At 63.7% G+C, this 26,880-nt stretch carries 26 protein-coding genes; 15 read left to right on the top strand and 11 right to left on the bottom strand.

What is annotated here, in order from left to right; translation table 11 throughout:
• Complete coding sequence (locus tag ACR42D_RS06735; protein WP_484566068.1) at nt 1–1,317, top strand: L-cysteine desulfidase family protein; 1,317 nt, start codon at nt 1–3, stop codon at nt 1,315–1,317.
• A 234-nt stretch (nt 1,318–1,551) separates the two neighbouring features.
• Here the strand turns inward: ACR42D_RS06735 and ACR42D_RS06730 are convergent, their stop codons facing one another.
• The 8 genes from ACR42D_RS06730 to fusA form a co-directional block, all read right to left on the bottom strand.
• Nucleotides 1,552–2,019: a hypothetical protein gene (locus tag ACR42D_RS06730; RefSeq protein WP_484566067.1), complete on the bottom strand. Its 468-nt coding sequence runs from the start codon at nt 2,017–2,019 to the stop codon at nt 1,552–1,554.
• 65 nt (nt 2,020–2,084) lie between these two features.
• Nucleotides 2,085–2,555, bottom strand: a complete 471-nt coding sequence (locus ACR42D_RS06725) for a lipoprotein (protein WP_484566066.1) — start codon at nt 2,553–2,555, stop codon at nt 2,085–2,087.
• Nucleotides 2,556–2,633: 78 nt separating this feature from the next.
• Complete coding sequence (locus tag ACR42D_RS06720) at nt 2,634–4,289, bottom strand: ribonuclease J (protein ID WP_484566065.1); 1,656 nt, start codon at nt 4,287–4,289, stop codon at nt 2,634–2,636.
• A gap of 4 nt (nt 4,290–4,293) precedes the next feature.
• Nucleotides 4,294–5,016 carry a lysophospholipid acyltransferase family protein gene (locus ACR42D_RS06715; RefSeq protein WP_484566064.1) on the bottom strand — a complete coding sequence of 241 codons (723 nt, stop codon included), beginning with the start codon at nt 5,014–5,016 and terminating at the stop codon, nt 4,294–4,296.
• Nucleotides 5,017–5,232: 216 nt separating this feature from the next.
• Nucleotides 5,233–6,006 carry a 4Fe-4S binding protein gene (locus ACR42D_RS06710; RefSeq protein ID WP_484566063.1) on the bottom strand — a complete coding sequence of 258 codons (774 nt, stop codon included), beginning with the start codon at nt 6,004–6,006 and terminating at the stop codon, nt 5,233–5,235.
• Nucleotides 5,999–6,874: a substrate-binding domain-containing protein gene (locus ACR42D_RS06705; protein ID WP_484566062.1), complete on the bottom strand. Its 876-nt coding sequence runs from the start codon at nt 6,872–6,874 to the stop codon at nt 5,999–6,001. Before ACR42D_RS06705 ends, ACR42D_RS06710 begins: the two co-directional genes overlap by 8 nt.
• On the bottom strand, nt 6,850–7,695 hold the full coding sequence (locus ACR42D_RS06700; RefSeq protein WP_484566061.1) for a radical SAM protein: 846 nt from the start codon (nt 7,693–7,695) through the stop codon (nt 6,850–6,852). The genes ACR42D_RS06705 and ACR42D_RS06700 overlap by 25 nt, the downstream gene beginning before the upstream one ends.
• Before the next feature lie 302 nt (nt 7,696–7,997).
• On the bottom strand, nt 7,998–10,058 hold the full coding sequence (gene fusA, locus ACR42D_RS06695; protein ID WP_484566060.1) for an elongation factor G: 2,061 nt from the start codon (nt 10,056–10,058) through the stop codon (nt 7,998–8,000).
• Nucleotides 10,059–10,322: 264 nt separating this feature from the next.
• On the opposite strand from fusA, the gene ACR42D_RS06690 reads away from it, so the two are divergent.
• From ACR42D_RS06690 to ACR42D_RS06625, 14 genes are all read left to right on the top strand, one after another.
• The gene (locus ACR42D_RS06690) at nt 10,323–11,285 is read left to right on the top strand and encodes a hypothetical protein (RefSeq protein ID WP_484566059.1); all 963 of its coding nucleotides are present in this window, start codon (nt 10,323–10,325) and stop codon (nt 11,283–11,285) included.
• Nucleotides 11,278–12,393, top strand: a complete 1,116-nt coding sequence (locus ACR42D_RS06685; RefSeq protein ID WP_484566058.1) for a spore photoproduct lyase family protein — start codon at nt 11,278–11,280, stop codon at nt 12,391–12,393. Before ACR42D_RS06690 ends, ACR42D_RS06685 begins: the two co-directional genes overlap by 8 nt.
• A gap of 86 nt (nt 12,394–12,479) precedes the next feature.
• Nucleotides 12,480–12,749: a hypothetical protein gene (locus ACR42D_RS06680; RefSeq protein ID WP_484566057.1), complete on the top strand. Its 270-nt coding sequence runs from the start codon at nt 12,480–12,482 to the stop codon at nt 12,747–12,749.
• A 309-nt stretch (nt 12,750–13,058) separates the two neighbouring features.
• Nucleotides 13,059–13,874: a 30S ribosomal protein S2 gene (gene rpsB, locus ACR42D_RS06675; RefSeq protein ID WP_484566056.1), complete on the top strand. Its 816-nt coding sequence runs from the start codon at nt 13,059–13,061 to the stop codon at nt 13,872–13,874.
• Nucleotides 13,875–13,879: 5 nt separating this feature from the next.
• Nucleotides 13,880–14,689, top strand: a complete 810-nt coding sequence (gene tsf, locus ACR42D_RS06670) for a translation elongation factor Ts (protein WP_484566055.1) — start codon at nt 13,880–13,882, stop codon at nt 14,687–14,689.
• A gap of 115 nt (nt 14,690–14,804) precedes the next feature.
• Complete coding sequence (gene pyrH, locus ACR42D_RS06665) at nt 14,805–15,524, top strand: UMP kinase (protein ID WP_484566054.1); 720 nt, start codon at nt 14,805–14,807, stop codon at nt 15,522–15,524.
• A gap of 1 nt (nt 15,525) precedes the next feature.
• Nucleotides 15,526–16,080, top strand: a complete 555-nt coding sequence (frr, locus tag ACR42D_RS06660; RefSeq protein ID WP_484566053.1) for a ribosome recycling factor — start codon at nt 15,526–15,528, stop codon at nt 16,078–16,080.
• An 18-nt stretch (nt 16,081–16,098) separates the two neighbouring features.
• Nucleotides 16,099–16,806, top strand: coding sequence for a polyprenyl diphosphate synthase (gene uppS / locus ACR42D_RS06655; RefSeq protein ID WP_484568445.1), 708 nt, complete (start codon nt 16,099–16,101; stop codon nt 16,804–16,806).
• 111 nt (nt 16,807–16,917) lie between these two features.
• Nucleotides 16,918–17,727 carry a phosphatidate cytidylyltransferase gene (locus ACR42D_RS06650; RefSeq protein ID WP_484566052.1) on the top strand — a complete coding sequence of 270 codons (810 nt, stop codon included), beginning with the start codon at nt 16,918–16,920 and terminating at the stop codon, nt 17,725–17,727.
• 16 nt (nt 17,728–17,743) lie between these two features.
• The gene (dxr, locus tag ACR42D_RS06645) at nt 17,744–18,946 is read left to right on the top strand and encodes a 1-deoxy-D-xylulose-5-phosphate reductoisomerase (protein WP_484566051.1); all 1,203 of its coding nucleotides are present in this window, start codon (nt 17,744–17,746) and stop codon (nt 18,944–18,946) included.
• 73 nt (nt 18,947–19,019) lie between these two features.
• Nucleotides 19,020–20,078 (top strand): RIP metalloprotease RseP, encoded by a 1,059-nt coding sequence (gene rseP, locus ACR42D_RS06640; protein ID WP_484566050.1) that lies wholly within the window; start codon nt 19,020–19,022, stop codon nt 20,076–20,078.
• A 14-nt stretch (nt 20,079–20,092) separates the two neighbouring features.
• Nucleotides 20,093–20,875 carry a tRNA (adenosine(37)-N6)-threonylcarbamoyltransferase complex dimerization subunit type 1 TsaB gene (gene tsaB / locus ACR42D_RS06635; RefSeq protein ID WP_484566049.1) on the top strand — a complete coding sequence of 261 codons (783 nt, stop codon included), beginning with the start codon at nt 20,093–20,095 and terminating at the stop codon, nt 20,873–20,875.
• A 61-nt stretch (nt 20,876–20,936) separates the two neighbouring features.
• Nucleotides 20,937–22,517, top strand: a complete 1,581-nt coding sequence (locus tag ACR42D_RS06630) for a hydantoinase B/oxoprolinase family protein (protein WP_484566048.1) — start codon at nt 20,937–20,939, stop codon at nt 22,515–22,517.
• Nucleotides 22,518–22,616: 99 nt separating this feature from the next.
• A complete protein-coding gene (locus tag ACR42D_RS06625; protein ID WP_484566047.1) occupies nt 22,617–23,042 on the top strand; it encodes an arsenate reductase ArsC in 426 nt (141 codons plus the stop codon).
• 470 nt (nt 23,043–23,512) lie between these two features.
• On the opposite strand, the gene dnaA is transcribed toward ACR42D_RS06625, so the two are convergent.
• The 3 genes from dnaA to ACR42D_RS06610 all read right to left on the bottom strand — a co-directional run bounded on the left by dnaA (nt 23,513) and on the right by ACR42D_RS06610 (nt 26,836).
• Entirely contained in the window at nt 23,513–24,874 is a 1,362-nt protein-coding gene (gene dnaA / locus ACR42D_RS06620; protein WP_484566046.1) for a chromosomal replication initiator protein DnaA, read from the bottom strand.
• 609 nt (nt 24,875–25,483) lie between these two features.
• Nucleotides 25,484–26,218: an FAD-dependent thymidylate synthase gene (gene thyX, locus ACR42D_RS06615; protein WP_484566045.1), complete on the bottom strand. Its 735-nt coding sequence runs from the start codon at nt 26,216–26,218 to the stop codon at nt 25,484–25,486.
• Nucleotides 26,219–26,308: 90 nt separating this feature from the next.
• Nucleotides 26,309–26,836: a hypothetical protein gene (locus tag ACR42D_RS06610; RefSeq protein WP_484566044.1), complete on the bottom strand. Its 528-nt coding sequence runs from the start codon at nt 26,834–26,836 to the stop codon at nt 26,309–26,311.
• Between the last annotated feature and the right edge of the window lie 44 nt (nt 26,837–26,880).

Genomic DNA, 26,880 nt, shown 5'->3' with positions numbered 1-26,880 from the left:
ATGAGCTTCACGGTCAAGGACGTTCTTTCCATCCAGGTCGCCCCGGCGCTCGGCTGCACGGAACCCGTGGCCATCGCCCTGGGCGCGGCGGCCGCCGTGTCCCTGCTGCCCGGCAAGCGCTTCGATTCACTGGAAGTGGCCGTGGACCCCAACGTGTACAAGAACGGCCTGGCCGTCTCCATTCCCGGCGCGGGCGGACTGTCCGGCCTGGACACCGCCGCCGCGCTCGGCGCTGCGGGCGGCGACCCGGCCCTGCGCCTGGAAGTGCTGCAGAGCGTCACCGAAGAGGACGTCAAGACCGCGAAAAAGGCCCTGGCCGAAGGAAGGGTGGACGTCACCCTGATCAAGGACCACCAGGGGCTGCTCATCCGCTCCAAGGTGACGGCCGACGGCAAGGTGGCCGAATCGGTCATCGAGGGGCTGCACGACAACATCGTCTCCCTGACCCTGAACGGACGGCCCGTGGACAGCCCGCTCATCCGCGTGCGGGCCGACGGCGCGCCCTCGCCCGTGGCCGCCATGGAGGCGTGGCTCAAGACCCTGACCTTGAACGAGCTCATGGCCCTGACCGACGAGCTGGACGAGGACGACTTCGCCTTTCTGCGGGAGGGCGTGGACGTGAACATGCGCCTGGCCGAACAGGGCCTGAAGTACGGCCTGGGGCTGGGCGTGGGCAAGACTTTGGAGCGGCTCTGCCGCCAGGGGCTGATCAAGAAGGACATGATGCTGGCCGCGCGCATTTTGGCTTCGGCCGCGGCGGACGCGCGCATGTCCGGCGCGTCCCTGCCCGCCATGTCCTCGGCCGGGTCCGGCAACCACGGCCTGACCGCCATCCTGCCCATCTGGGCCGTCAAGGACTACGTCCAGGACGTGGAAATCAAGGACGTGCTCGAAGCGGTGGCCCTCTCCCACATCGTCACCGCCTTCGTCAAGGCGCACACCGGCCGCCTGTCCGCCATCTGCGGCTGCTCCGTGGCCGCCGGGGCCGGGGCCACGGCGGGCATCACCTTCCTGCTCGGCGGCGACGCCCACCACATCGCCGGGGCCATCAAGAATCTCCTGGAAGACCTGGCCGGGATCATCTGCGACGGCGCCAAGACCGGCTGCGCCCTCAAGCTGGCCACGGCGGCCGGAACCGCCGTCCAGGCCGCCCTCTTCTCCCTCCAGGGCGTCAACGTCCACCACACCGACGGCATCATCGGCCTGTCCTCCGAAGACACCATGAGAAATGTCGGGACGCTGGCCGTAGATGGAATGATCCAGACGGACCAAACGATCTTGCAGATCATGTTGGAGAAACGGTTCAATAACATTTAGCGGCTTCCGAGCGCGGGAGACTGAGCCGCTGTCGTGTGCTACGCACCCGATTCGCTCCAAAAAGAAAGACAAGGCCTTTGACTCGATATCGAATCGAAGGTCTTTTTTTGCGCCCTACCCCGCGAAGCGGCGATAGAAAGTTTAGGAAAGGATGGGGATGGGGGTCCGGGGGAAGGGGAAGGAAAAGCCCTTTTCAAAGGGTTTTCCTTCCCCTTCCTCCGGCCGCCGGAGGCATCAAAAATACGCCAGACCTTGGGGCGGGGTTTTGTCCTGGAACAGGGTTTCGATGCGGTCGCGGTCGGCGGCGGAGATTTTGAGGTCCGAGACGTTGAGGATGGCGCCGAATCCGCCGTAAGTCTTGACGGCGCGGTCGATGAAGTCGGCGTCGACGAACGCGCCGGTCAGGGTGACGGAGCGTGCACCCCAGGAGACGGTCAGGGGCAGGAGCGGGTCGCGCTCCGGGGCCCGGGTGATGAGGTTGCCGGTCCGGACCAGGGCTTCGAGGACCTGCTTGGGGAACATGCCGCCCAGCCGGGCCAGGGTTTCAACGAACCCGGGCATGACCGCGAGGTAGTAGTAGTGGTCGATCTTGCAGGCCACGGACCGGCCCGGCATGTTCAGCAGCCAGGGCTCGTCCGCATAGGCCCTGCCCAGCGCCTTTTGCAGGCGGTCGATGCTCGCCGTGTAATCCGCCAACGCCATGTCGCCCTCCTCTGTTGCAGGATGCGCCACGAAAAACGCCCCGCAGGGCGGGGCGTTTCGGTATGCTAGTTCAGGCGCTTTTCAAATCGCTTGAGATAGTCGGCCCGCAGTATGCCGTTGACCGTGCCTTCGATGTGCTCGACCTTGGCCGGATCGTCGATCTTCGCCGACAGGGCCTCGAGCTTGGCGGGCAGAATCCGTTCGCAGTAGTCGCTGCGCGCATAGGTGTCCAGGTTGACGTGCGTCTGGTTGGCCACCACGTAGCAGGCCACGACCTTGGCCGCGTAGTAGTTCTCGTAGGCGGCGTCAAAGTCCGAGGCCTGTTCCGCGCACTCGCCCTTGAGGAAATAGGCGTAGGCCAGGTCCATGGCGTTATCCGGCTGGGCGATGGTGTTGTCCAGGTAGACCTGGGCCTGGGCGCAGTTGCCCTGCTTGACCATGGCCCACCCGAGATCGAGGTCGTTTTTCTGCGCGCCGCAGGCGGCGAGCAGGGAAATCATGGCCGTCATGGCCGCTGCAAGCAGAATTCGTTTCATGTCGGGTATCCTCTCAAAAAAAGCATCTCTTTCGGTTTATTGGAATATCTAGCCCAACATCGGGCCGAAGTCCAGACGCTAGATGGAAATGACCAGGGGAACGACCACCGGATCGCGGCCGAGCACCTTGCGGAAGAACCGACGCAGGGCCGAACGGATGCGTTCCTTGAGCTTGGCCGTGTCGCCGGGCGCGATGTTCTCGTGCACGTCCAGGACGATGCACTTGGCGTCGTCGAGCAGATGCATGTACTGCTGCTCGAAGACGAACCCCTTGCTCATGATGTCCGGGCCCATGGAGATTTCGCCCGAGGCCTCGTCCACCACCAGGACCACGATGACCATGCCCTCGCCCGCCAGCAACTGGCGTTCCTTGAGCACGGATTGGCCCACGTCGCCCACGCCCTTGCCGTCCACCAGGATCTTGTCCGCCGCGATGCGCGGCAGCAACTCGATGGACCCGTTTCCATGAAAAGTCACAGGCTGGCCGTTCTCCACGACCATGGACTTCTCGTCCTCCACGCCGCAGTCCACGGCCAGCCGCCGGTGCTTGACCAGGTGGCGGTACTCGCCGTGCACGGGGATGAAATATTCGGGCCGCACGGTCTGGAGCATCAACGTCAGCTCGCCCGCGTGGGCGTGGCCCGAGGCGTGGATGCCGTGCATCTTCTCGTACAGCACCTCGGCCCCGAGGCGGTAGAGGTTGTTGATGACCCGGTTGATGGCCTTGACGTTGCCCGGGATGAACCGGGAGGAGAGGATGAACAGGTCGTCGGGCCGCACGGACAGCTGCCTGTGCTCGCCCATGGCGATGCGCGACAGGGCGGCCAGGGGCTCCCCTTGGGAGCCGGTGACCAGCAGGACCAGCTGGGAGTCGCCGTATTCGTCCAGGCCGTCCAGCTCGATGAGCGTGCCCTTGGGCACCTTGAGATGGCCCAGGTCGCGGGCCAGTTCGATATTGCGGTGCAGGGACTTGCCCGAGATCGCGACCTTGCGCCCTTCGGCGTCGGCCAGGTCGAAGATCTCCTGGATGCGCTGGATGTGGCTGGAAAAGAGGGAGACCAGGATGCGCCCCTTGGCCGTGGTGAAAATCTCGCGCAGGGAGACCTTGATCTCGCGCTCGGTCAGGGCGAACCCCTCGTTGCCCACGTTGGTGGAGTCCGAGAGCATCAGCCGCACGCCCTCGTCCGAGAACTTGCGGAACGCGGCCAGGTCGGTGGCGTGGCCGCCCAGCGGATTGCGGTCGATCTTGAAATCGCCGGTGTGCACCACCCGGCCCACCGGGGTCTCGATGCCCAGGCCGAACCCCTCGATGATGGAGTGGCAGACCGGGAAGAAATTGAAGCGGAAATCGCCGAGCAGGAGACGGTCGTAGGGACGCACCGGGCGCAGGTCGGCCCAGCGGTCCAGGTCGTGCTCGCGCAGCTTGTTCTCCACCAGGCCGAGGGTGAACTCCGAGCCGTAGACCGGCACGTCCACGTTCTGCAACAGCCAGGGCAGCGCGCCGATGTGGTCCTCGTGGCCGTGGGTCAGGACGATGCCGTTGAGCATCTTCTTGTTGCGCAGCACGAAATCGAAGCAGGGAATGACCACGTCCACGCCGAAATGGTAGTCCTCCGGGAACATCAGGCCGCAGTCCACCATGACCAACGACCTGTCGGTCCGGTAGAGCATGCAGTTCATGCCGATCTCGCCGAGCCCGCCCAGCGGATAGAGTGTGAAGGACTTCTGGGCCATGCGCCTACCCCTTTGCCAACAGTTCTTGGTACGCCTCGTTCATCATGGCATAGAGGTCATCCTTGAACCGCTCGCGTTCCTTGAGGGTGTACTGCGCCGGGTCGATGACCGGCAGCGCCTTGAACCGGACCACGGGCCGGTTGTCGATGATGAAATCGCCCTTGCCCATGATCCGCCCGGTGTTGGTCATGACGAACGGGACCACGGGCAGCCCGGCCTTGAGGGCCAGGATTATGGCCCCGATCTTGAAGTCCATGAGTTGGCTCAGGTCCGTGTTGCGCGTGCCTTCCGGGAAAATGAGCGGGGAGATGCCCGCCTTGGCGGTCTCCACGGCCTCGTTCAGGGACTGCATGGCCGCGCGCCGGTTTCCCCGGTCGATGCAGATGTGCCCGGCGTGGCCGAGCGCCTTGCCGTAGAGGGGAATCTCGAACAGGGACTTCTTGGCCACGAAGCGGATGCGGTTGCCCTTGAGCAGGTAGAAGAGCACGGGGATGTCCAGGTTGGACTGGTGGTTGCCGATGAACACGTAGTGCCCTTTCGGGTCCACGTCGCCCATGTCCGCCTCGATCTTGACGCCCGACAGCTTCACGGCGGCAGCCCCCCAGGCCAGCCCCCAGCGGTCATATTCCTCGGGCGTGGAAGTATCGGGGTCCACCTTGAGCATCTTCAGAGAATACCAGATGGTTACGGGGACAAGCAGGATGGTGAAAAACAGTCTTCGGAGCATAGGTTTCCTTGTTTGAGTAACTCCAGCCTGAGTAAACCATATTGCGCCGCGAAACAAGAGCGCAACCGGGTGGTAGGCATTATAGTTCGGCGTCAAAACGTGATTTTTTCGATTCCGGGCCTTTTTCCGGGCAAAGCGGGACGTCGCGGACAAAAAAAGAGGGGGAAGTCCCCCTCTTTGTTTCATGCGTGCCGGACAGGGCCCGAACCGGAACCGCTAGACGGTTGATTTGGAACCGCGTCCCTTGGCCGCCGTGCCGAGATCGATGGCGTCCACCGGGCACACGCCCCGGCACTCGCCGCAATTGGTGCAGTTGTCCCGCTCGGGCCGGGTCTCCAGCCCGCAGGTCCGGTCGCACTTGCCGCAATCGGTGCACGAGTCGGCCACACGGTACTTGAACAACGAGAACCGGCCGAGGATTTCCAGCACGCCGCCCGTCGGGCACAGGAAACGGCAGAAGAAGTAGGGAATGAGCAGCCCGAGCAGCAGCGCCCCGACCACGATTCCGGTACGTATCAACCACAGGGGAAAGGCGTGCTCAAAGGTCAGCACGGTCGAATTGACGAACTCGCCGGTGCGGATGGGCACGGCCCAGCGCGGGTTGTGCATGCCGAAGAACAGGACCGCGCAGATGGCGGCGGCCACGTACTTGCCGTACCCGGCCACGGCCGCGAACCGGCCGCGCACCTTGCCGCGCAGCACCGCCACCTTGCCGAACAGCTCGTTCAGCATGCCTGCCGGACAGGCGTACCCGCAAAAGGCCCTGCCGAACAGCAGCCCCGAGGCCAATATGCCCAGGAGCATGATCAGCCAGAGCTGCTTGCCCGGACACTGGACGACCGGACAGTTGGCGCAACTGACGTAGGGCACGGCAAAGGGACAGCGGAAAATCCCGTAGTAGGAGAACTCCGCGATGGCGAACAGGGCCACGGCCTGGATGAGACGGCGGACCCAGTAACGGACGCTTCTGGTTGCGGTGGTATTAGACATCCTTCACCCCGTATTTTTCGGCAAGGCGCTGTCCCTCGTCGGACAGCGCGGGAATGAATCCGGCATCCCGAAAGCAGGCCTGCCCCTCTTCTCCGCAGATGAAGTCGATGAATGCCTGGGCCATGTCCCGGTTTTCGGCCCATTTCATCATCCCGATGGTGAACGGAATGGGCGGGGCCGGGAAATACTCCTCCGGGATGGGGATGATCTCGAAGGCGTCGCGGTAGCGCGGCAGCCGGGTGACTCGGCGTTCGACCACGGCCACGTCCGCCTTGCCCGCGGCCACGTCGGCCACGTCGTGCTGGACGCAGGACCCCAGATAGATGGAGTTGGCCGTGGCCTCCTTGACCACTCCGCTCTTCTTGAGCACGCCCATGGCGGCCGCCCCGCCGGGCGGCGAGGAGTCCGGCGAGCACAGGGTCTTGACGCCGTCCTTCTTCAGGTCGTGGATGGAAGTGATTCCGGCCGGATTGCCCTTGGGCGTGACCAGGACGTACTCGGTGAAGCACAGGGGCTGGAAGGAGAGCATTTTGCCCTGCCCCTTCAAGGCCTTGGCCAGCTTGAGCACGCGGGGGGCAAAGACCTCGGTCCTGGCGCTGCCGCCGAGCAGGGACTTGCCCAGCGCTCCGGCAAAGGCGCCTGTATAGCTGATGGACCCGCCCGTGGCCTGTTCGAACTTGGCGTTGGCGGGCATGAACGCCTCGGCCAGCCCGCCGCAGGACCAGACCTGCAGGCTCCCGCCGGCGAAGGTCCCCTCCGGCGCGGCATCCGCCGTACGCGCGCCCATGGGCACAAAGGCGGTGGTCAGCGCCGCTCCGCCGCCGACCATGAATTTTCGTCGGCTCAACCGTTTCTTGTCATTTGACATCCGTAGTGCTCCTTCCCGGGAATTCCCACAGCGTCCGCCCGACACTGTTTGCATTTGGTGAAAACGTACAGGTCCTTGCCGCATCGACGCATGACCTCGGCCATATCCCGGCCGGTGGGTCGGCAAAAATGTTTCAGTCCGTTGCGCGGGATCAGGGGCATGGGGTTGAACACCTTGGCCCCGAGTTGCGCGGCCATGCCGGATACGGCCTCGGCCTCGCGCATATTGATCTGCGGGATGACGACCATGTTGACCTTGACCACCATGCCCGCCCCTGCGGCCCGGGCAATGCCCTCGCGCTGGCGGTCGATGAGGAGCCGCGCCGCTTCCGTTCCCTTGATCCAGGTCCCGCCCTCGCGGATGCGCGGCTGCACCTGGGCCACGGTGTCCGGGGTCACGCCGTTCACGGTGACCGTCAGCGTGTCGACCCCGATCTCGACCAGCCTGTCCATGCTTTGCGGCAGGGCCAGGCCATTGGTGCACAGGCACAAGGCGGCCCCTGGAGCCTGCTGCCTGACCCGCTCCAGGCATTCGAAGGTTTCTTCATTGGCCAAAGGGTCGCCCGGCCCGGCGATACCCACGATGGAGTCGCCGCCGTATTCATTCAAAAAGGCCAAGGCCCTGAGCGCGGCGGCCCCGGGAGTCATGACCGCTGCGGCCGTGCCCGGCCCGGGCAGATCCGGGTCGTCGGACAGGATGCGCTCACAATAGGCGCAGGCCAGGTTGCAGCGCGGGGCGACGGGCAGGTGGATTCTGGCCACCCGGCCGTGGGCCTCGTCGTTCAGGCACGGATGAAAAGGGATGGACGATGCATGAGGCAACACCTCCCCCGGCTCTCGAGTCGTTGTCAGGACTTCCATACAGGCACTTCCTGGGGTGAAAGGGTTCAGCGGCGCAAGGACGTCCGCGCCCGGAACCAGCCGGACGGACCAGATACATCAAAACTGTCTATGGATATCCCTCGAAGCGCTCTATAGCACGACGCGCAAACCTGCATATCATCCCGCACTCCATCATGATTTCACACCAAATCCCGTATTGCCCCCCCCGGCGTTGGGCTGGGCGCAAAAAAAGGGCGGCGGGTTACCCCGCCGCCCTCGCGACTGTGAATCGATTTGATCCGTTATTCCTCGTTGTGCTTCTTGTTGGCCGCGATGACCTTTTCGGTCTCCTGGGGCGGGCACTCCTCGTAGGCGGCGAACTCCATGAAGAAGGTGCCCTGGCCGCCGGTCATGGAGTTGAGGTCCGGGGCGTAGCGCAGCATCTCGGCCATGGGCACGTGGGCCTTGACCTCGGTGATACCCGCCTGGGAGTCGGAGCCGAGCACCTTGCCGCGACGGGACGACAGGTCGCCGATGACGTCGCCCATGAACGAGTCGGGCACGGCCACGGTGACCAGCATAATCGGCTCGAGCAGGGCCATCTTGGCCTTTTCGCAGGCCTTCTTGAAGGCCAGGGAACCGGCCACCTTAAAGGCCATTTCCGAGGAGTCCACGTTGTGGTAGCTGCCGTCGTACAGGGTCACCTGGAAGTCGATGACCGGGTAACCGGCAAGCACGCCGCGCGCGGCGGTCTCCTGGATGCCCTTGTCCACGGCCGGAATGAACTGGCGCGGGATGGAGCCGCCCACGATCTGGTCCACGAACTCGTAGCCCTCGCCGGACGCCCTGGGCGCGACGTGAATCCAGCAGTCGCCGAACTGGCCGCGTCCGCCGGACTGTTTCTTGTGGCGGCCCTGGATTTCCTTGGCCCCGGTCTTGAAGGTCTCGCGGTACGGGACCTTGGGGGTCTTGAGCAGGATGGCGGTCTTGTAGCGGCGCTTGGCCTTTTCGACCGAGATCTCGATGTGGTTCTGGCCCATGCCCGAGAGCAGGATGTCGGCGGATTCCTCGTCGCGCCCCAGCGTCAGGGTGATGTCCTCCTCGAGCAGCTTGGCCACGGCGGCGTAGACCTTGTCCTCGTCGCCCTTTTCCTCGGGGGCCAGGGCAAAGGTGATCAGCTGCGGGGCCAGTTCGGGCTTGGCCAGCTTGAACTCGCCCTTCTCCACCAGGGTATCGCCGGTGTGGGTGTTCTTCAGCTTGGCCAGGGTGACGATGGCGCCCGGGCCCATGGGGGTCTTGACCGGGGTCTGCTCCTTGCCGTTCATGAGCAGGAGCTGGCCCACGCGTTCCTTCTCGCCGTTGCCGGTGTTGACCAGCTGGGAGTCGGGGGAGAGCTGGCCCGCCAGGACGCGGACCACGGTCAGCTGGCCCGCGAACGGGTCGGCCTGGGTCTTGAAGACGAAGCAGGCCATGGGTTCGTCCGGGGAGCTGGCCAGTTCGGAACCGTCCTCGCCCTGCCACGGCTTGTGGTCCAGCGGGCCGGGCAGCAGGTTCTGCACGGTGTCCAGGATCATCTGGCCGCCCTGGCAGTTGAGCGCGGCGGAGACGACCACCGGCACGAGTTCGCCGGAGGCCACGCCCGCCTGAAGGCCCTTGGTGATGTCCTCGGGGGACAGTTCGCCTTCCTCGAAATATTTCTCCATGAGCTCTTCGTCGGATTCGGCGATGTTCTCGATCATGGTCTCGCGGATGGTCTCGACCTCGTCGGCGATGTCGCCGGGGATTTCGCCCTCGGAGACCGCGCCGTCCGCGCCGAGCATAAGCGCCTTGCCGGAGAGCATGTCCACCACGCCCTTGAAGTCCTCCTTGGCCCCGATGGGATAGTAGAGCAGGGCCGGACGCGCGCCCAGAGCATCGGAAATGCCGTTGAAGGCCAGGTCGAAATCGGCCCGGTCGCGGTCCATCTTGTTGATGACGATCATGGAGGGAAGACCCATCTCCTGGACCTGGGCCCAAATCTTGCGGGTCAGCGGCTTGACGCCGTCCACGGCGTCGATGACCATGACCACGCCGTCGGCGGCGGTCAGGGAGTAGGAAAGATCACCGGCAAAGTTGGAGTCGCCGGGGGTGTCGATGAGAAAGTGGTCGTTCTTGTTCCACTTGAAGCTGGCGAAACCGGGCTGGATCGAACCGCGACGCTTGATTTCCTCGGGCTCAAAGTCGAGAACGGTGCTCCCTTCTTCGACCTTGCCGAGGCGGTTTACAACTCCCGAGTTGAAAAGCAGCATCTCGGCGACGGTGGTTTTACCGCTACCGCCGTGACCGACGAGTGCATACGTTCTTTGGGTCTTCAGGTCAGGCATACTTCACTCCACATCGTTTCTGGTTGTCCTTATTGGAGTCGCGGAGCCGCTTTCGCCCCGCGAAAAGCACAGCACTTGGTTTTTTACGGGTTTAGTCCTATAGGAAGACCAACGCGAGAATGTCAAGTGTTGCCAGCTCTTCAACTTTATTCCAAACACTTGAAATAACGTTTTTTTTCTACGAGCTTCTTCATAAAATACCCTCTTTCGCAAACAATATCAATCCGTTGTCGCGACATTGAGAGAAACTTTCAGGAGTGCCCATTGCAGCTCACAAGCGAGATTTTCACCTCCACGGCCCAGTCCATACGGACCGGGGGCGGCCACCTTTTCTGGTCGGGCAATATTTCGGAATCGCTGAGAAATTCCATCGAGGAATTCGGGCAATCCGCCCCGGTCCTGGTCTACAACGGCGAGCACGGCCCCACGCTGGCCGCGGGCTCCGCCCGGCTGGCCGTGCTGGCCGACCTGGGCAGGCCGGTCCTGGCGCGCATGGTCGAGGGCGAGGACGCCGTTTCGCTGGGGCTGCTCTACCTGGCGGACAACGCCCACCGCGAGCTCGACGACGCCATGCGCTTCAAGGCGCTGCGGTATTTCGCCCCGCTCCTGGAACGGGACGTGCTGGAACGGGACGTCCTGCCCCGGCTCGGGGTGCGGGCCAAGTCCAAGGACGCCCGCCTGCTCCTCGACTGGCTCGGGCTGCCCGAATCGTGGCAGGCGCTGCTCGGACGCGGCACCCTGCCCCTGGCCGCCGGGATGGTCCTGGCCCGCATGGACGTGGCCGACCGCGACGCGGTCATGCCCCTGTTCGCGGGCATGGCCTGGTCCCGGTCCAACGCGGTCAACGTCCTGACCTGGCTGTACGAGGCGGCGAGAATGGCAGGCTGCCCCGTGGCCGAGGTCATGGACAAGGCAGGCATGCCCGCCCTGCTCGATCAGGGGCTGTCGCCCAAGGACGCCATCGCCCGGCTGTGCGCCGAGGCCCGCCAGGCGCGCCATCCCGAGCTGACCCGGCTGCGCGAGCGGTTCGACGCGGCGGCCCGGACCGTGACCGGAGGCACGGCCTGGAAGCTGATCCAGCCCGACAATTTCGAGACCGACGGGGCCGAGCTGTCCGTGCGGGTCAAGGACCGCGAGCAGCTGGCCAAGGCCGTTCAGGAGTTGCAGACCATGGCCGACAACCCGGCCTGGGAAACCGTGTTTCGTCCGGGCGGTGACAATGACTAAGCTACCCAGACATCTGCGCAAGATCGGCCAGGTGTTCGTGGACGAGTCCATGACCGACACGCCCATCGCCCGCCGGGTCCGCAAACGGCTGGCCGAGGGCGGCCGGGCGGACATCCCCTGGACCGTGATCCCGCCCGACCAGGACCGCGTGGTCTTCGACCAGGGCGAGACCCAGGCCGTGTACCTCAAGGAGTACAAGGGGCGGTTTCTGCGCTTCTGCCCCGGCACCCGCGCCTATCATTGCTGTGGCTACCGGATCATCCACATCGGCGAGAACTGCCCCATGGCCTGCTCCTACTGCATCCTCCAGGCCTATTTCCAGGACCGGGTGCTCAAGGTCTGGGCCAACCAGGACGACCTGTTCCGCGAACTGGCCGACGGCTTCGGCGCGGATCGCGACACCCGCTACCGTGTGGGCACCGGCGAGTTCACCGACTCCCTGGCCCTGGAGCACCTGACCGGCTACAGCCGCGACCTTGTTCATTTTCTGGAGGATTACGACAACGTGGTCCTGGAGCTGAAATCCAAGGTGGTGGACCTGTCCTGGATGGACGGAACCACGCGCACGGACCGCGTCCTGCCCGCCTGGTCCCTGAACGCCCCGTTCATCAACGAGCACGAGGAGTTCGGCGTATCCACCCTAACCGAGCGGCTGGAGGCGGCCCGGACCTGCGCCGAGGCGGGGTTCAAGGTCTGCCTGCACTTCGACCCGATCATCCGCTTCGACGGCTGGCGCAAGGGGTACGGCGAGATCATCGACCGCATCTTCGACTATGTGAAACCCGAGCAGATCGCCTACATGTCGCTGGGCTCCTTCCGCTGCATGCCCCAGCTCAACCCGATCATCGAGGACAAGTTCCCGGAGACCACGTACATATATAATGAATTCGTCCCCGGCCTGGACGGCAAGGCCCGCCTGCTCCGCCCCCTGCGCGTGGAGCAATTCAAGTTCATGGTCGACCGCCTCCGCGCCCACGGCATGGAGGAGCAGCTCTATTTCTGCATGGAATCCACCGAGGTCTGGAACGAGGTCTTCGGCTACGCGCCCAAGGACTTCGGCGGGCTGGGCAAGCGGCTGATGGGGCGGGCGTTCAGGGAATATACATAGTGTCCCCGCATTTTCTTGTGGGAGGCTCAAGGTAAATGTATTGTAACGTGTCCGCATTCACCTGACCGAGGGCTACCGGAGCATCGATGAATAATGCTAAGTTATTTAGACAACTAAAAAAGGATTGCCATGATCTCTTGAGTGAAGATGTCTCTATTAAAGAGTTTCAATGGAAGATAAGACTGATTGAATCTGCGATGACATCCTTTGATGACAGGAAAAATAGAGACTTTTTTACAGGAATTGAAGGTGAGCTAGAACTCATTATTTATACAGTAGAATCTAAATTACAACAAAGAGAAAGTAACAAGATAGTGAATAAAGTTCTTCGTTGGCTCGATACAATGGGCCTGTGAAAATCTGATACACCCACACCGAATTTATTCAAGCGATACTGTGCCTTCATGGCTGCAGGAAGTTCAAAGGAAAGTGTCGTGTCCTCAAATTTTTCACCTGAACGACCGGCCTTTCAGGAAATAGTCTAGACATTGCCGCGTATTCGCCAATTTGAAAAAAAATCCCTGACAGCACTTGCCAACCATATAATATTGGGCTAAGTACCCCCGACTTTAAATTCACACATCCCGCCCATAACTCCGGGTGGCCCGTGATGGCACGGGCTCCTTATTGGACCGCGGGATGGACGAAAAACCCAGGAGATTATCATGGCTTACGTTACTATGAAGCAGATGCTGGAGACCGGCGTCCACTTCGGCCACCAGACCCGCCGTTGGAACCCCAAAATGCGCCCCTACATCTTCGGCGCCCGCAACGGCATCCACATCATGGACCTGCAGCAGACCGTCAAGATGTTTGCCACCGCCCATGACTTCATCGTCGACACCGTCGCCAAGGGCGGCAAGGTGCTGTTCATCGGCACCAAGCGCCAGGCCCAGGAGTCCGTCAAGGCCGAGGCCGAGCGCGCCGGCATGTTCTTCGTCACCCACCGCTGGATGGGCGGCACCCTGACCAACTTCCAGACCATCAAGAAGTCCATCGACCGCCTCAAGAACCTCGAGCAGATGTTCGAGGACGGTTCCATCTCCCGCTACACCAAGAAGGAAGCAGTGGGCATGAACCGCGAGGTCAAGAAGCTGAACCTGGCCCTGGGCGGCATCAAGGACATGAACGACGCGCCCAAGGCCGCCTTCGTCATCGATCCCAAGCGCGAGCAGATCGCCATCCAGGAATGCCGCAAGCTCGGTATCCCGGTCGTGGCCGTGGTCGACTCCAACTGCGACCCGGACATGGTCGACTACATCATCCCGGGCAACGATGACGCCATCCGCGCCATCAAGCTGTTCGCCACCCACATGGCCGATGCCTGCCTCGAAGGCGCCGCCATGCAGAAGGACTACGAGGCCAACGCCAAGGCCGAAGCCAAGGCCGCTGCCGCCGCCAAGGAAGAAGCCGCCCCCGTTGCGGAAACCGAAACCGAAGAGAAGGCCGAGGCTCCCGCCGAAGCCGCTTCCGAGGAGTAGAAATAATGTCGATCACTGCCGCACAAGTTAAGGCCCTGCGCGAGAAAACCGGCGCGGGCATGATGGATTGCAAAAAGGCCCTGGCCGAGTCCGGAGGGGACGAGGAAAAGGCCGTCATGTACCTTCGCGAGAAGGGGCTGTCCAAGGCCGCCAAGAAGGCCGGACGCGCCACCTCCGAAGGTCTGGTCACCCCGTACGTCTCCGAGGACGGCAAGACCGCCGTCATCGCCGAGCTGCTCTGCGAAACCGACTTCGTGGCCAAGGGCGACGACTTCGTGGCCTTCGCCGAAGCCCTGTCCAAGAAGATCGCCGACCTGGATGTGACCTCCGGCTCCGCCGAGGATCTGCCCGCCGAGGTTGCCGACGTCACCGACCTGATCGCCAAGCTGGGCGAGAACATGGGCGTGGGCCGTTTCGCCAAGGTTTCCACCGACGGCGTGCTGGGCGTGTACATCCACTCCAACAACAAGCTGGGCGTCATCGTCGAGCTGACCGGCACCGACGACGTCGAAGTCGCCAAGGACGTGGCCATGCACGTGGCCGCCATGAACCCCGCCTGCATCTCCCCCGAGGAGCTGCCCGCCGAGACCCTGGAAAAGGAAAAGGCCCTGTACATCAAGCAGGCCATGGACGAGGGCAAGCCCGAAGCCATCGCCGAAAAGATCGTCGTGGGTCGCCTGAACAAGTTCTACAAGGACGTCTGCCTGATCGAACAAGCCTTCATCAAGGACGACAAGCAGACCATCAAGCAGATCCTCAAAGGCGGCACCGTGGCCAGCTTCCACCGCTTGGCGCTCGGTGAAAAGGCCGAGTAACCGAACAGCCGAAAAAATGAAAACGGGCCTTACGGCCCGTTTTTTTTGTCTGAAAAACATGCTATCGCCTTTGGGCGAGATCGTATCGCAACCTTTCTTACACGCAGGGGTACCAATGACCAAGACGCGTTATTCGCGGATTCTACTGAAACTGAGCGGCGAAGCCCTGGCCGGAGACCAGCAGTTCGGCATCGAGCCCGAGGCCATCGGGCAGTTCGCCAAGGAGATCGCCGAAGTGGCCGCCACCGGCCTGCAGATGGCGCTCGTCATCGGCGGCGGCAACATCTTTCGCGGCATGGCCGCCTCGGCCAAGGGCATGGACCGCGCCCAGGGCGACTACATGGGCATGCTGGCCACGGTCATGAACGCCCTGGCCGTCCAGGACGCGCTCGAAAAGAACGGCTGCGACACCCGGGTCATGACCGCCCTTCAGATGGCCGACGTGGCCGAGCCGTACATCCGCCGCCGGGCGCTGCGGCACATGGACAAGGGCCGCGTGGTCATCTGCGCCGCCGGCACCGGCAACCCCTACTTCACCACGGACTCGGCCGCCGCCCTGCGCGCGCTGGAACTGAAGTGCGACGCCATCTTCAAGGCCACCAAGGTGGATGGCGTGTACGACAAGGACCCGGTCAAGTTCGACGACGCGGTCAAATACGCAACCGTCTCGTACATGGAAACCCTGGAAAAGCGGCTCGGCGTCATGGACTCCACCGCCATTTCCATGGCCCGCGACAACAACCTGCCGATCGTGGTCTTCAATCTGTACAAGGAAGGCAACATCCGCAGGGCCGCCAACGGCGAAACCATCGGAACGATTGTTCAAGGAGATTAATATGCAAACCGTACTCGACGACGGCAAAAAGAGAATGGCCGGCGCCATCGGCGCCCTGGACAAGGACTTCGGCAAGCTGCGCACGGGCCGGGCCACCACCGCCCTGGTGGACACCCTCATGGTGGACTACTACGGCACGCCCACGCCCATCAGCCAGCTTTCCTCCGTGTCCGTGCCCGACTCCAAGACCATCACCATCCAGCCCTGGGACAAGGGCGCGTTCGGCGCGGTGGAAAAGGCCATCCAGACCTCGGACCTGGGCCTGAACCCGGTCAACGACGGCAAGATCATCCGCATCGCCATCCCGCCCCTGACCGAGGAGCGCCGCAAGGAGCTGGTCAAGGTGGCCAAGAAGTACACCGAGGACGCCAAGATCGCCATCCGCAACGTGCGCCGCGACATGAACGACGCCCTCAAGAAGATGGAAAAGGACAAGGACATCTCCGAGGACGACCTGCGCCGCGGCGAGGCCGACGTCCAGAAGATGACCGACGACTACGTCAAGAAGGCTGACGAGGTCATGGCCGCCAAGGAAAAAGAAATCCTCGAGATCTAGGACCAATCCTTGAGCAACATGCATATTCCCACCCACATAGCCATCATCATGGATGGCAACGGCCGGTGGGCGAAACAGCGCGGGCTGCAGCGATCCGACGGCCACCGGGCCGGGACCGAGGCGGCCCGCGCCGTCGTCACCCGCTGCCGCGAGCTCGGCGTGCGCCACCTCACCCTGTACACCTTCTCCAAGGAGAACTGGTCGCGCCCCAAGGACGAGGTCAAGACCCTGTTCGACCTGCTGACCACCTTTCTCAAGCGGGAGGAGAAGAGCCTCAAGGAACAGGGCATCCGCCTCAAGGTCCTGGGCGAGATCGGCGACATGCCCCTGGCCGTGCGCCAGGTGCTCAAGCACGTCATCCGCCAGACCGCCGACTGCTCGGAGATGACCCTGAACCTGGCGCTCAACTACTCGGGCCGGGAGGAGATTCTCCGCGCGGCCCGGGCGCTGGCCGCCAAGGGACTGCCTCCCGAGGCGATCACCGAAGAGGCGTTCGCGGCCGAACTGTGGACCGCGGGCCAGCCCGACCCGGACCTGGTCATCCGCACCAGCGGGGAGTTGCGGCTGTCCAACTACCTGCTCTTCCAGTCCGCCTATTCCGAGTTCTACTTTACGGACATATACTGGCCGGACTTCACTCCCGAGGAGCTGGAAAAGGCCATCGAGGATCTGAACGGCCGCCAGCGGCGCTTCGGCAAGACCGGCGACCAGTTGGACGGCGCCTAGACGGCCGGGCGCCCATTCCGTGGTCCGGCGTGTTGCCCCCTGCCGTCAAATAGCGTAGAGAAAACGGATTCAAGCCGAGTCCGGAATCACCATTAACCGCTGAAATACTCCATGGATATCTCCCCGCATAAGCAACGAATCGCCACCAGCGCCGTCCTGGCCATACTCCCGGCCCTGGCCCTGATCTTCCAGGGATGGGTCCTGTTCGCGGTTCTCGCCCTGTTCAGCGTCCTGACCCTGTGGGAGTTCTACTCCATGTTCCGGCCCGTGCAGTCCATGACCGCCTTCAAATCGCTGGGCGCGGCCTGCACCTTCCTGCTCATGGGGGCCTACACCACCGGCGACGCCCGCTATCCCGGGGTCATCCTGGCCCTGGCCTTCTGGGCCTCCGCCATGGTCTTTCTGCTGCGCTACAACAAGGACGTCACCGCGTCCTACCGCCACGCGGCCATCTTCCTGGCCGGGCTGTTCTACATCCCGCTGAATTTCCACTTCTTCCTCTACTTCGACCGGCTGGAAATACTGCTCGTACTGGGCGCGGCCGTGCTCTCGGACACCGCCGCCTTCTACGCGGGCTCCCTGTTCGGCAAGCGGAAGATCTGGCCGCGCATCAGCCCCAAGAAGTCCTGGGCTGGGTCCATCGGCGGCATGACCGCCTGCACCGTGGGCACCATGGCCTGGGGCCTGTTCCTCGGCCTGCCCGAGGTGGCGTGGTGGAAGTGGCTGCTGCTCGGCATGGCCCTGAACGTGTCCGCCCAGATGGGCGACTTCTTCGAGTCCGCGCTCAAGCGCTCTCTGGACATCAAGGACTCCGGGACCATTCTGCCCGGCCACGGCGGCCTGCTCGACCGTGTGGACAGCCTGCTCCTGGTCATCCCCTGCTACGGCCTGATCTCCATGTTCCAGCCGTTCTTCCCCTAGGCAGACCGGGCCGCCCATGAAAACCTACATCTCCTCCTGGCCCGCTTCGGTCGACTGCCCGCCGTTTCCGCGCAGGCTCGCCATTCTCGGTGCCACCGGCTCCATCGGCGACTCGGCCCTGAAGGTGGTGGCCAAGCACCCGGAGCGGTTCACGGTCACGGCCCTGGCCGGTGGCCGAAACGGCAAGAAGCTGGCCGCGTTGTGCGCCCGATTCCGGCCCGCCTACGCCGCCGTGCTCGACGAGGCGGCGCGCAAGGAATTTCTCGACAACCTGCCGGGCGGCTATGCGCCCGAACTGCTGGTCGGCCCCCGGGCCTACGTGGACCTGGCCGCCATGGACGGGGTCGATCTCGTCCTCTCGTCCATCGTCGGGGCCGCCGGGTTCGAGCCCACCCTGGCCGCGGCCCGCGCGGGCAAGATGATCGGCCTGGCCAACAAGGAATCCCTGGTCCTGGGCGGCCACCTCATCCGCGCGGCCTGCAAGGCGTCCGGGGCCGTGATCCTGCCCGTGGACTCCGAGCACAACGCCCTGTTCCAGGGGTTGGCCGGGCACGGCGCGGACCACGAGATCAAGCGCCTGATCCTGACCGCCTCGGGCGGCCCCTTCCGTGGCCGCGACCGGGCGTTCCTTGAGACCGTCACCCGCGAACAGGCCCTGGCCCACCCCAACTGGGACATGGGCGCGAAAATTTCCATCGATTCGGCCACCCTGATGAACAAGGGGCTCGAACTGATCGAGGCCTGCCATCTGTACGGGCTGCCGCCGGACATGGTCGACGTGGTCGTCCATCCCCAGTCCATCGTCCACTCCCTGGTGGAGTACGTGGACGGCTCCCAGCTGGCCCACATGGGCAACCCGGACATGCAGGTGCCCATCGCCCACTGCCTGTGCTTCCCGGAGCGGGTCACGGTGGACGTGCCCCAGCTCAACCTGGCCTCGGTGGGCACCCTGACCTTCGAGGAGCCGGACCTGGACGCCTTCCCCTGTCTGCGCCTGGCCCGCGAGGCCTTCGACGCCGGGCGGAGCCACCCCATCGTGCTCAACGCGGTCAATGAGATCGCGGTGGACGCTTTCCTCAAGGAACGCATCGGCTTCACCGACATACCGGCCATGATCGAGGCCGGACTTGACCGCCACGCCGCCGTGGACGTATCCACGCCCGAGGCGGTCCTGGCCCTGGACGGCGAAATCCGTCGGGAAACAGAGGGTCGCCTCTAGCCAACCAATCGAAAATGGTTATAGTTATCCGAGCCGCACGCTTTTTTCACCAACGCGGCGACAAGAGGAATACATGATCACGAGCACCATCGCCATTGTCCTGGTCCTGGGCGGACTCATCTTCTTCCATGAACTGGGGCACTTCGCCGTGGCCCGTGTCTTCGGCATGGGGGTCAAGGCCTTCTCCCTGGGCTTCGGGCCCAAGCTGTTCGGCTTCACCTCGGGCAAGACCGACTACAAGGTCTCCCTGATCCCGCTGGGCGGCTACGTGGCCCTGGCCGGAGAACAGGGCGAGGAGGAGACCGACTTCCCGGATGACAAGCTCTTTTCCAAACGCCCTGCCTGGCAGCGCCTGTGCGTGGTGGCCGCCGGTCCGTTCTTCAATTTCCTGCTGGCCTTCCTGATCTACTGGTTCCTGGTCCTGGCTCAGGGCCAGGCCGTGATCCTGCCCCTGGTGGGCGGGGTTCTGCCCGACTCCCCGGCCGCACAGGCCGGATTCGTCAAGGGCGACATGGTCGAGGCCATCGACGGCGTGCCGGTCGACTCCTGGACCCAGCTGGTCGACACCATCCGCGCGGCCGAGGGCAAGCCCCTGAACGTGGTCGTGGACCGGTCCGGCGACAAGCTGACCCTGACCGTCACCCCCCACGTCAGCACCTTCAAGAACTTGTTCGGCGAAGACGTCACCGTGCCCATGGTCGGCATCAACCAGTCCGGGCAGGTGCGCTACGAACCGATCGAGGGAATCGGCATCCTGCCCGCCCTGTCGCACACCTGGGGCATGTCCGAGGTGGTGGTCAAGGGATTCCTGTCCATCATCGAGCGGCTCATCCCGGTGGAATCCGTGGGCGGCCCGATCATGCTCGCCCAGATGGTCCATGAGTCCGCCCAGAGCGGCCTCTACGCCCTGCTCGGCATGATGGCGCTGATCTCCATCAACCTGGCGATCATCAACCTGCTGCCCATCCCGGTGCTGGACGGCGGGCACATCCTCTTCTTCGCCCTGGAGATCGTCTTCCGCAGGCCGCTCAACGACCGCTGGAAGGCCATGTCCATGCGCGTGGGGCTGCTCATCCTGCTCCTGCTCATGTCCCTGGCCATCTTCAACGACGTACGCAGACTGCTCGGCTAGGCGATCTTATGGCCATGCCCAAGACCACGCAGCCGCACGACCTGACCCTGGTCCTGTCCGGCCCCGAGGAACGGCTCCAGCTCGTCCTGGGCCAGCCCGGCCCGGACGGCCTGACCCTGCTCGCCTCCCGCCAGTGGACCGTGCCCGGCCAGTCCGTGCGCTTCCTGGTGCCGGGGCTCAAGTCCGTGCTCGACGAGTTCGGCCTGGACACCTCGGTGCTTGGGCGCATCACCTGCGTGCGCGGCCCGGGCAGCTTCACCGGCCTGCGCCTGGTCCTGGCCGCGGCCGAGGGCGTGGCCGCCGGGCTCGACCTGCCCCTGGCCGGGCTGGACTACCTGCCCCTGCTGGCCACCGGCCCCGGCCCGCTGTCTACCGGCCCGCTCCACGTCCTGACCTACGCCCGGCGCGGCCTGGTCTACATGCAGTCCTTCAACTGCCCGGACCTGACCGAAATCGCCCCCCTGGACGCCCTGACCCTGGAGCAGGCCGGGCAGCGCATGGCCGAGATCGGCCCCGAGGCGCGACTCATGGGCACGGGCCTGCGCAAGAATCCCGATTTTTTCGCGGACCTGGCCCAGGCCGAACCCGGCTACACGCTGCTCGACGCCGCCTTCGACAACCCCGCGCCCGAACTGCTCCTGGCCGCCGCCGAGCGGGCCGGGTTCAGCGGGGAATCCATCGAGCCCATCTACGTGCGCCCGTCGGACGCCGAGGCCAACCTGGACCAGATCGCGGCCAAGCGCGGCCTGGACCCGGAAGAGGCCCGCAGGAAACTCGAGGCCCTGAGCCGGGCCTAGCGCCCTTCTCCCAAAGCCGGACAAGGTTGCCAGACCGCCCCGCTTGCGGGTAGATTCGGACATGCAGACCAACCCCGTCCTCCTCGAAGTCTTCAAGAACCGCTTCTCCTCCATCGCCGAGGAGATGGGCGTGACCCTGACGCACACCGCGTTTTCGCCCAACATCAAGGAACGCCGCGACCTGTCCTGCGCGGTCTTCGACGCGGATGGCGACATGATCGCCCAGGCCGCGCACATCCCGGTACACCTCGGGTCCATGCCCCTGTCCGTCAAATCGGCCATGGCCGCCATGGTCGAGCAAGGCGGCTTCGCGGCCGGCGACATGGCCATGCTCAACGACCCGTTCAAGGGCGGCACCCACCTGCCGGACATCACCATCGTGGCCCCGGTCTTCGCACAAGGCGGGGACAAGCCGGTCTTCTACGTGGCCAACCGCGCCCACCACGCCGACGTGGGCGGCATGGCCTCCGGGTCCATGCCCCTGTCCACCTCCCTATTCCAGGAGGGGCTGATCATCCCGCCCGTGCGCATCGTGCGCGGCGGCGAGGTGGACCGCGAGCTCCTGCGCCTGATCCTGAACAACGTGCGCACCCCGCAGGAGCGCGAGGGGGACTTCTCGGCCCAGTTCATGGCCAACGTCACCGGGGTCCGGCGCATGACCGAATGCATCGGCAAATACGGTCTGGACGTCTGCGCCCACTACGCCCGCGCGCTCATGGATTACTCCGAGCGCATCACTCGCCGGGCCGTGGCCGCCATCCCGGACGGGACCTACGAATTCGAGGATTTCCTGGAAGACGACGGTCAGGGTGCCCGCGACATCGCCATCCGTCTGACCATGACCGTCACCGGCGACCGCGCCCATCTGGATTTTTCAAATAGCGACGACCAGGTGCGCGGCAGCGTCAACGCGGTCCGGGCCATCACCCTGTCCGCCGTGCTCTATGTGTTCCGCGCCCTGGCCGCGCGGGACATCCCGGCCAATGCGGGCTGCATGCGCCCCCTTGCCGTGACCACCCGGCCCGGTTCGGTGGTCGACGCCGAGTTCCCGGCCGCCGTGGCCGGGGGCAATGTGGAGACCTCCCAGCGGCTGGTGGACGTGCTCCTCGGCGCGCTGGCCCAGGCCCTGCCCGAAGCCATGCCCGCCGCCTCCCAGGGGACCATGAACAACCTGACAGTCGGCGGCCGGTCGGCCAAGGGACCGTTCGCCTACTACGAGACCTTGGCGGGCGGCATGGGCGCGGGCCCGAATCATGACGGCGAGTCCGCCGTGCACTCGCATATGACCAACACCCTGAACACCCCGGTGGAGGCCCTGGAGTACGCCTATCCCTTCCGGGTGCGCGAATACGCCATCCTACGCGGCACAGGCGGCCGAGGCACCCACAAGGGCGGCGACGGCCTGGTCCGCGAAATCGAGCTGTTGGCCGACGCCGAAGTCACGGTCCTGTCCGAGCGTCGCGCCCGCGCGCCCTTCGGCGTGAACGGCGGCCTGCACGGCACCCCCGGCCGCAACGTGATCATCCGCAACGGCCAATCCCAGCCCGAGCCCGGCAAGTTCCATCGCGCCCTGCGCACGGGAGACCGCGTGCGCATCGAAACGCCGGGCGGCGGCGGATTCGGCGAGCAGCAACACGACTGACGCCTCCCGTTACCAAAGAGTTGATACACTTCGGCCATGTGACCGCCCTACAGCTGTAACCTGTCGGAGATAGAGCAGTTCCCAGAAGGAGTTGCTTCCATGGACCGCATTCGCGTACTTTTCGTCTGTCGGCACAACAGCGGCCGAAGCCAGATGGCCGAGGCCTTCCTGAGCCGGTTCGGCCAGGACCGGTTCGAGGTCCGCAGCGCCGGGACCGAGCCCACCGTAGTGGAACCGCTGGTCATCCAAGTCATGGACGAGGTGGACTGCGACCTGCACGGCAAGGCCGCCGCCGACGCCCGCGACCTGCTGCGCCAAAGCGAACCCTACCACTACGTGATCACCACCTCCGGCCCGGAGATGCTCAAGGACCTGCCGTCTCTGCCCGCCGAAACCACCCGGCTCGACTGGGGATTCCCCGATCCCGAATACATCACCGGCTCAAAAGAGGAACAACTCGCCGCCGCCCGCGCCATCCGCGACGACATCCGCACCCAGGTCATCCGCTTTCTGAACGATTTCTAGGAGGGGGGAAGGAGCCTCCGGGCCTCCAGCCGTTGGCGAGTCTTCGAGCCTTACGGATGAGGACAGCAGCGATCCGGGGGAAGTGGAGAGGGCAACCCTTTGAAAAGGGCTTTCCCTCTCCCCTTCCCTCGGCCCCCCATCCTCTCTCCCCTCCTAAACTTCATGTATGCGCATCCGCGCGTGCGGCTGGTTATGGAGAAACTTGCCTCATTCATGACGATGTGGGGAACCCCCTTCTCCAAATCAAGACACGCCTTTTCACCCCCGCACGCCCCTGCCGAAGGCACACAAAAAGTTTGGGAGATTCCAAAGAACCTTTTCAAAAGGTTCTTTGGCCGTCGGAGACGCCCGGCCGGCGAGACCCCGCTGGAGGCATGCATCTTAAAAGAAAAGGCCGGTCTTGCGACCGGCCTTAAATGTTTCCCCGGGACCGGCCAAGGCCGATTCCGGGGGAACATGTGGGGGGCGTATTACGGCGTGAGCCGCTGGGTGGTGTTTTCGATCTGCCGTCCCAGCGGCGTCTGCAGGGAGATTTCCCGTTCCACTTTGGTGATGCCCTTGAGCACGGTGGAGTGTTTTCGGCCCAGGTGCTCGCCGATGCATTTGAGCGACAGTTCGGTGTGTTTGCGGGCCAGGTAGAAGGCGGTGTTCCGGGCCAGGACCACGTCGCGCTTGCGGCTCTTGGAGCGCAGTTCCTCTTCGGACATGGCGTAGCACTTACAGATGAATTCGATAATGTGCCCGATGTCCGGGGAGGCGTTGCGCACGGCGTAGTTTTCGAGCACCTCCCAGGCCAGGTTCATGGTCACGTCGCGGTTGAGCAGGCGCGCCTTGAGGATCAGGTTGTTCAGGCAGCTCTCCAGCTGACGGATGTCGGTGGTGATACGCTCGGCCAGCAGTTCGGAGACTTCGCCGGGCACGGCCACCTGCATGCGGCGGGCCTTGTCCAGGATGATGCGGCGGCGGGTCTCCATGTCCGGGCGGTTGATGTGGGCCAGAAAGCCCGAACAGAACCGGGACACGAGGCGGTCGTCCACCTTGTTGAATTCCTTGGGCATGAAGGAACTGGTCAGGACCACCTTGCAGCCGCGTTCGCGCAGGGCGGTCAGGGTGCAGAGCAGTTCCTCCTGCATCTTTTCCTTGCCCTGGAAGAAGTGGACGTCTTCAAGCAGCAGTACGTCGATGGCTTCGCGGAACTGGGCCTTGAACTGGTTCACCTGGCCGGACTTGAAGGCCAGCACCCAGCGGGTGGCGAACTCTTCGGAGGACAGGCAGGCGACCTTGATGTTCTTGCGGTTGGCCGTGCGGCACAGCTCGTTGCCCACGGACTGGAGCAGATGGGTCTTGCCCAGGCCCGGTCCGGAACTCAAGAACAGGTGATCGGAGTTGAAGGCGGTGGAGCCGATGGACTTGCTGGCCGCGCAGGCCAGCTCGTTGGACGGGCCGACAACGAAATCGTCGAAGGAGAAGCGCCAATTGGAGACCGTCACGGGCTTGAGCGACTGGCTCAGGGGCAGCCCCATGTGCTGGGGAGCCCGCTCCGCGACGGCCTTGGTTTTGCCCACGGCCGGGGTCGCCTTGGGGCTCGGCTGGCGCGCGCCGATGTTGATGGTGATGCGGGGCTCCGCGCCGAGGACCTCGGCGGCGGATTCGCGGATAACCTGGAGCAGGCGATCGCGGACCCAGTTGGCCACGAACTCGTTGGGCGCGGTCAAGGTAAGCCGGTTACCTTCCACGCGACCTTGCAGTGGTTTAATCCAGACAGTGAAGAGACCAGGGTTAAGGCTCTTCTCGAGAGAGTAGAGTATTTGCTTCCAGGCAGTGTCGATCATGTTGTGTGAGATAGTGTATCGGGAGGGTTTGGACAATTCGCGTTATTCAATGAAACGGCCAAGACACGGGCAGGTTATCGACAGTGCATCGAGCGCATAACCTACTGTAATATTTTATTTAAACAAAAAACCCACAGCGTGCCGACGTTTTCGGCTCACCGGGTTTGAAACACCGGTGTAACAAGGGTTTTCAGGCTCTCGAATTAATCTAGAGAGCACAATTTTCAACAGGTGTTGAAAAGATTTTCCACAATATTAAAGTTCTTTTTCGCCTGATTAACGACTATTTCACTCTTTTTCTCGTCCTTGAATTTTGTTTTGTGACAACCTGTATCCTACGCAATCGGGAGTAAAATGGAGTACATCTTCACAACCATTTGTAAAAACTGAATATTTAGAGACAACAATCATTCCTATACAAGCGCGGCGTCGAATCCGGCATTAGTGATATGCCGTTAAACCCCCGTCCCTCTAGGGCTGCCGGGTACGCACCCGTTAGGAACAGGTGTAACAATACGGATTCAAAAACAAAAAATACGCCGTAACCGAATCGTCAAGAAAGGCAAGGCCTCTCGGGGGTGGGAAAAAGTCCTGGCCTATGGAAAAAATCTATTCTTGATAGTCTCGGGTCGGATACTTCCCGCAGGCGAATTTGGGGGATTCCGGGCAAAAACCGAGCTGTTCGCAGCGGGCCCCGCCTTTGGCGAATATGGCCGGCAGCTTGTCCTTGCAGATGGCCAGCATGGCGTCAGCCATGGCCCGGACCTCCCATTGGGCGCGATTGCAGCACCGCAGGTGGAAAAAATGGTGCAGGCTGCGGCAGTTCATGGTCAGGACGATCTTGGTCTCCGCGGCCTGAGGCAGGACGAAACGGGCGTCCTCGTTGGCCTTGGTCTTGCGCCCGTTGGCCACCAGGATGTCGCGCAGGTCCGAGTACGCGGACTGGACCTCGGCCATGAACGATTCGAACCGCTCTTTGGCCTCGGGGATCCTGGCGATGGCCGGAGGCACGATGTAGTCCATGTCGTTCTCGGCCACGTAGCGCTGGCTCTGCTGGGAGTAGGAGGCGATGCGGTGCCGGACGACCTGGTGCGAGCAGGCCCGGGAGATGCCCTCCACGGCAAAGGTCATGGACACGTGCTCGATGGGGCTGTCGTGGCCCGACTCCATGGTTTTGGACACGAAGTCGGCCTGAACCTGCGGGTCGATCTCGCCGGAGAGCAGCCGGGGCCACATGTCGGCCACGAACCCGGCGTGGTAGCACTGCCGGAACGCGGCATAGATGAGGGACAGGGCGTCGGGGGTCATGGCCAAAAACTCGACCCTGAGATTCTTTTCCGGCATGTAATTCTACTCCAGATATATATGTAGGTGAAAAGGTCTTTCTGCTTACCGCAAACGGTCGGGACTGTCACCAGCCCGGACCGGGACCGGCTAGTAGCCGATCTTCTCCAGGGCGTCGTCCACCAGTTCCTCCGGGGACCGCGCACTTTGTAATATGAAATGGAGCACGCCGTAGAAGGTCGGTTCCACCTCGGCCAGCCGGGCCGACAATCCGCGCCACAACTCCTCGGCGTCGGCCAGCCCTTCGCGCTCCGCCACTCGGCCCGAGAGCAGGCGGGTGTCTGCCATGAGGTAGAAGACCTTGCCCGCGTCGTGGATGAGCGGCTGCACGCCCGGATCGTCCACCAGCCGGTCTTCGAGCACGATGATCGCGCCCCGCCCCCGCAGGGCCTCGGCCGCGTCTCCGGCGTCCGGCGGCGTGAGCACGGGTTTGCCTGTGCGGTCGGCCAGCAGCCGGGCCAATTCGGCCCGCCCGGAACCGGGCAGCCCGATCAGGACCACGTTGCCGGTCTCGCGCCACGGGTCGGCGTAGTCCTCGCGCCGTTCGCCCCGGGAAAACCCCTTGGCCGCCCCGGCGTCCTCCACGTCGTACTCTTCATTGATGAGATATTTGACCATCGTCTCCTCGACGGGTTCATGTTTGTGTTGCCACGCGGAAGGTA

The organism is Pseudodesulfovibrio sp. lm2024, assembly GCF_051175575.1.
Lineage (GTDB): Bacteria > Desulfobacterota > Desulfovibrionia > Desulfovibrionales > Desulfovibrionaceae > Pseudodesulfovibrio > Pseudodesulfovibrio caledoniensis.
Note: the sequence above shows the minus strand (reverse complement) of the source record. Positions and strands in the feature narration are given on the sequence as shown.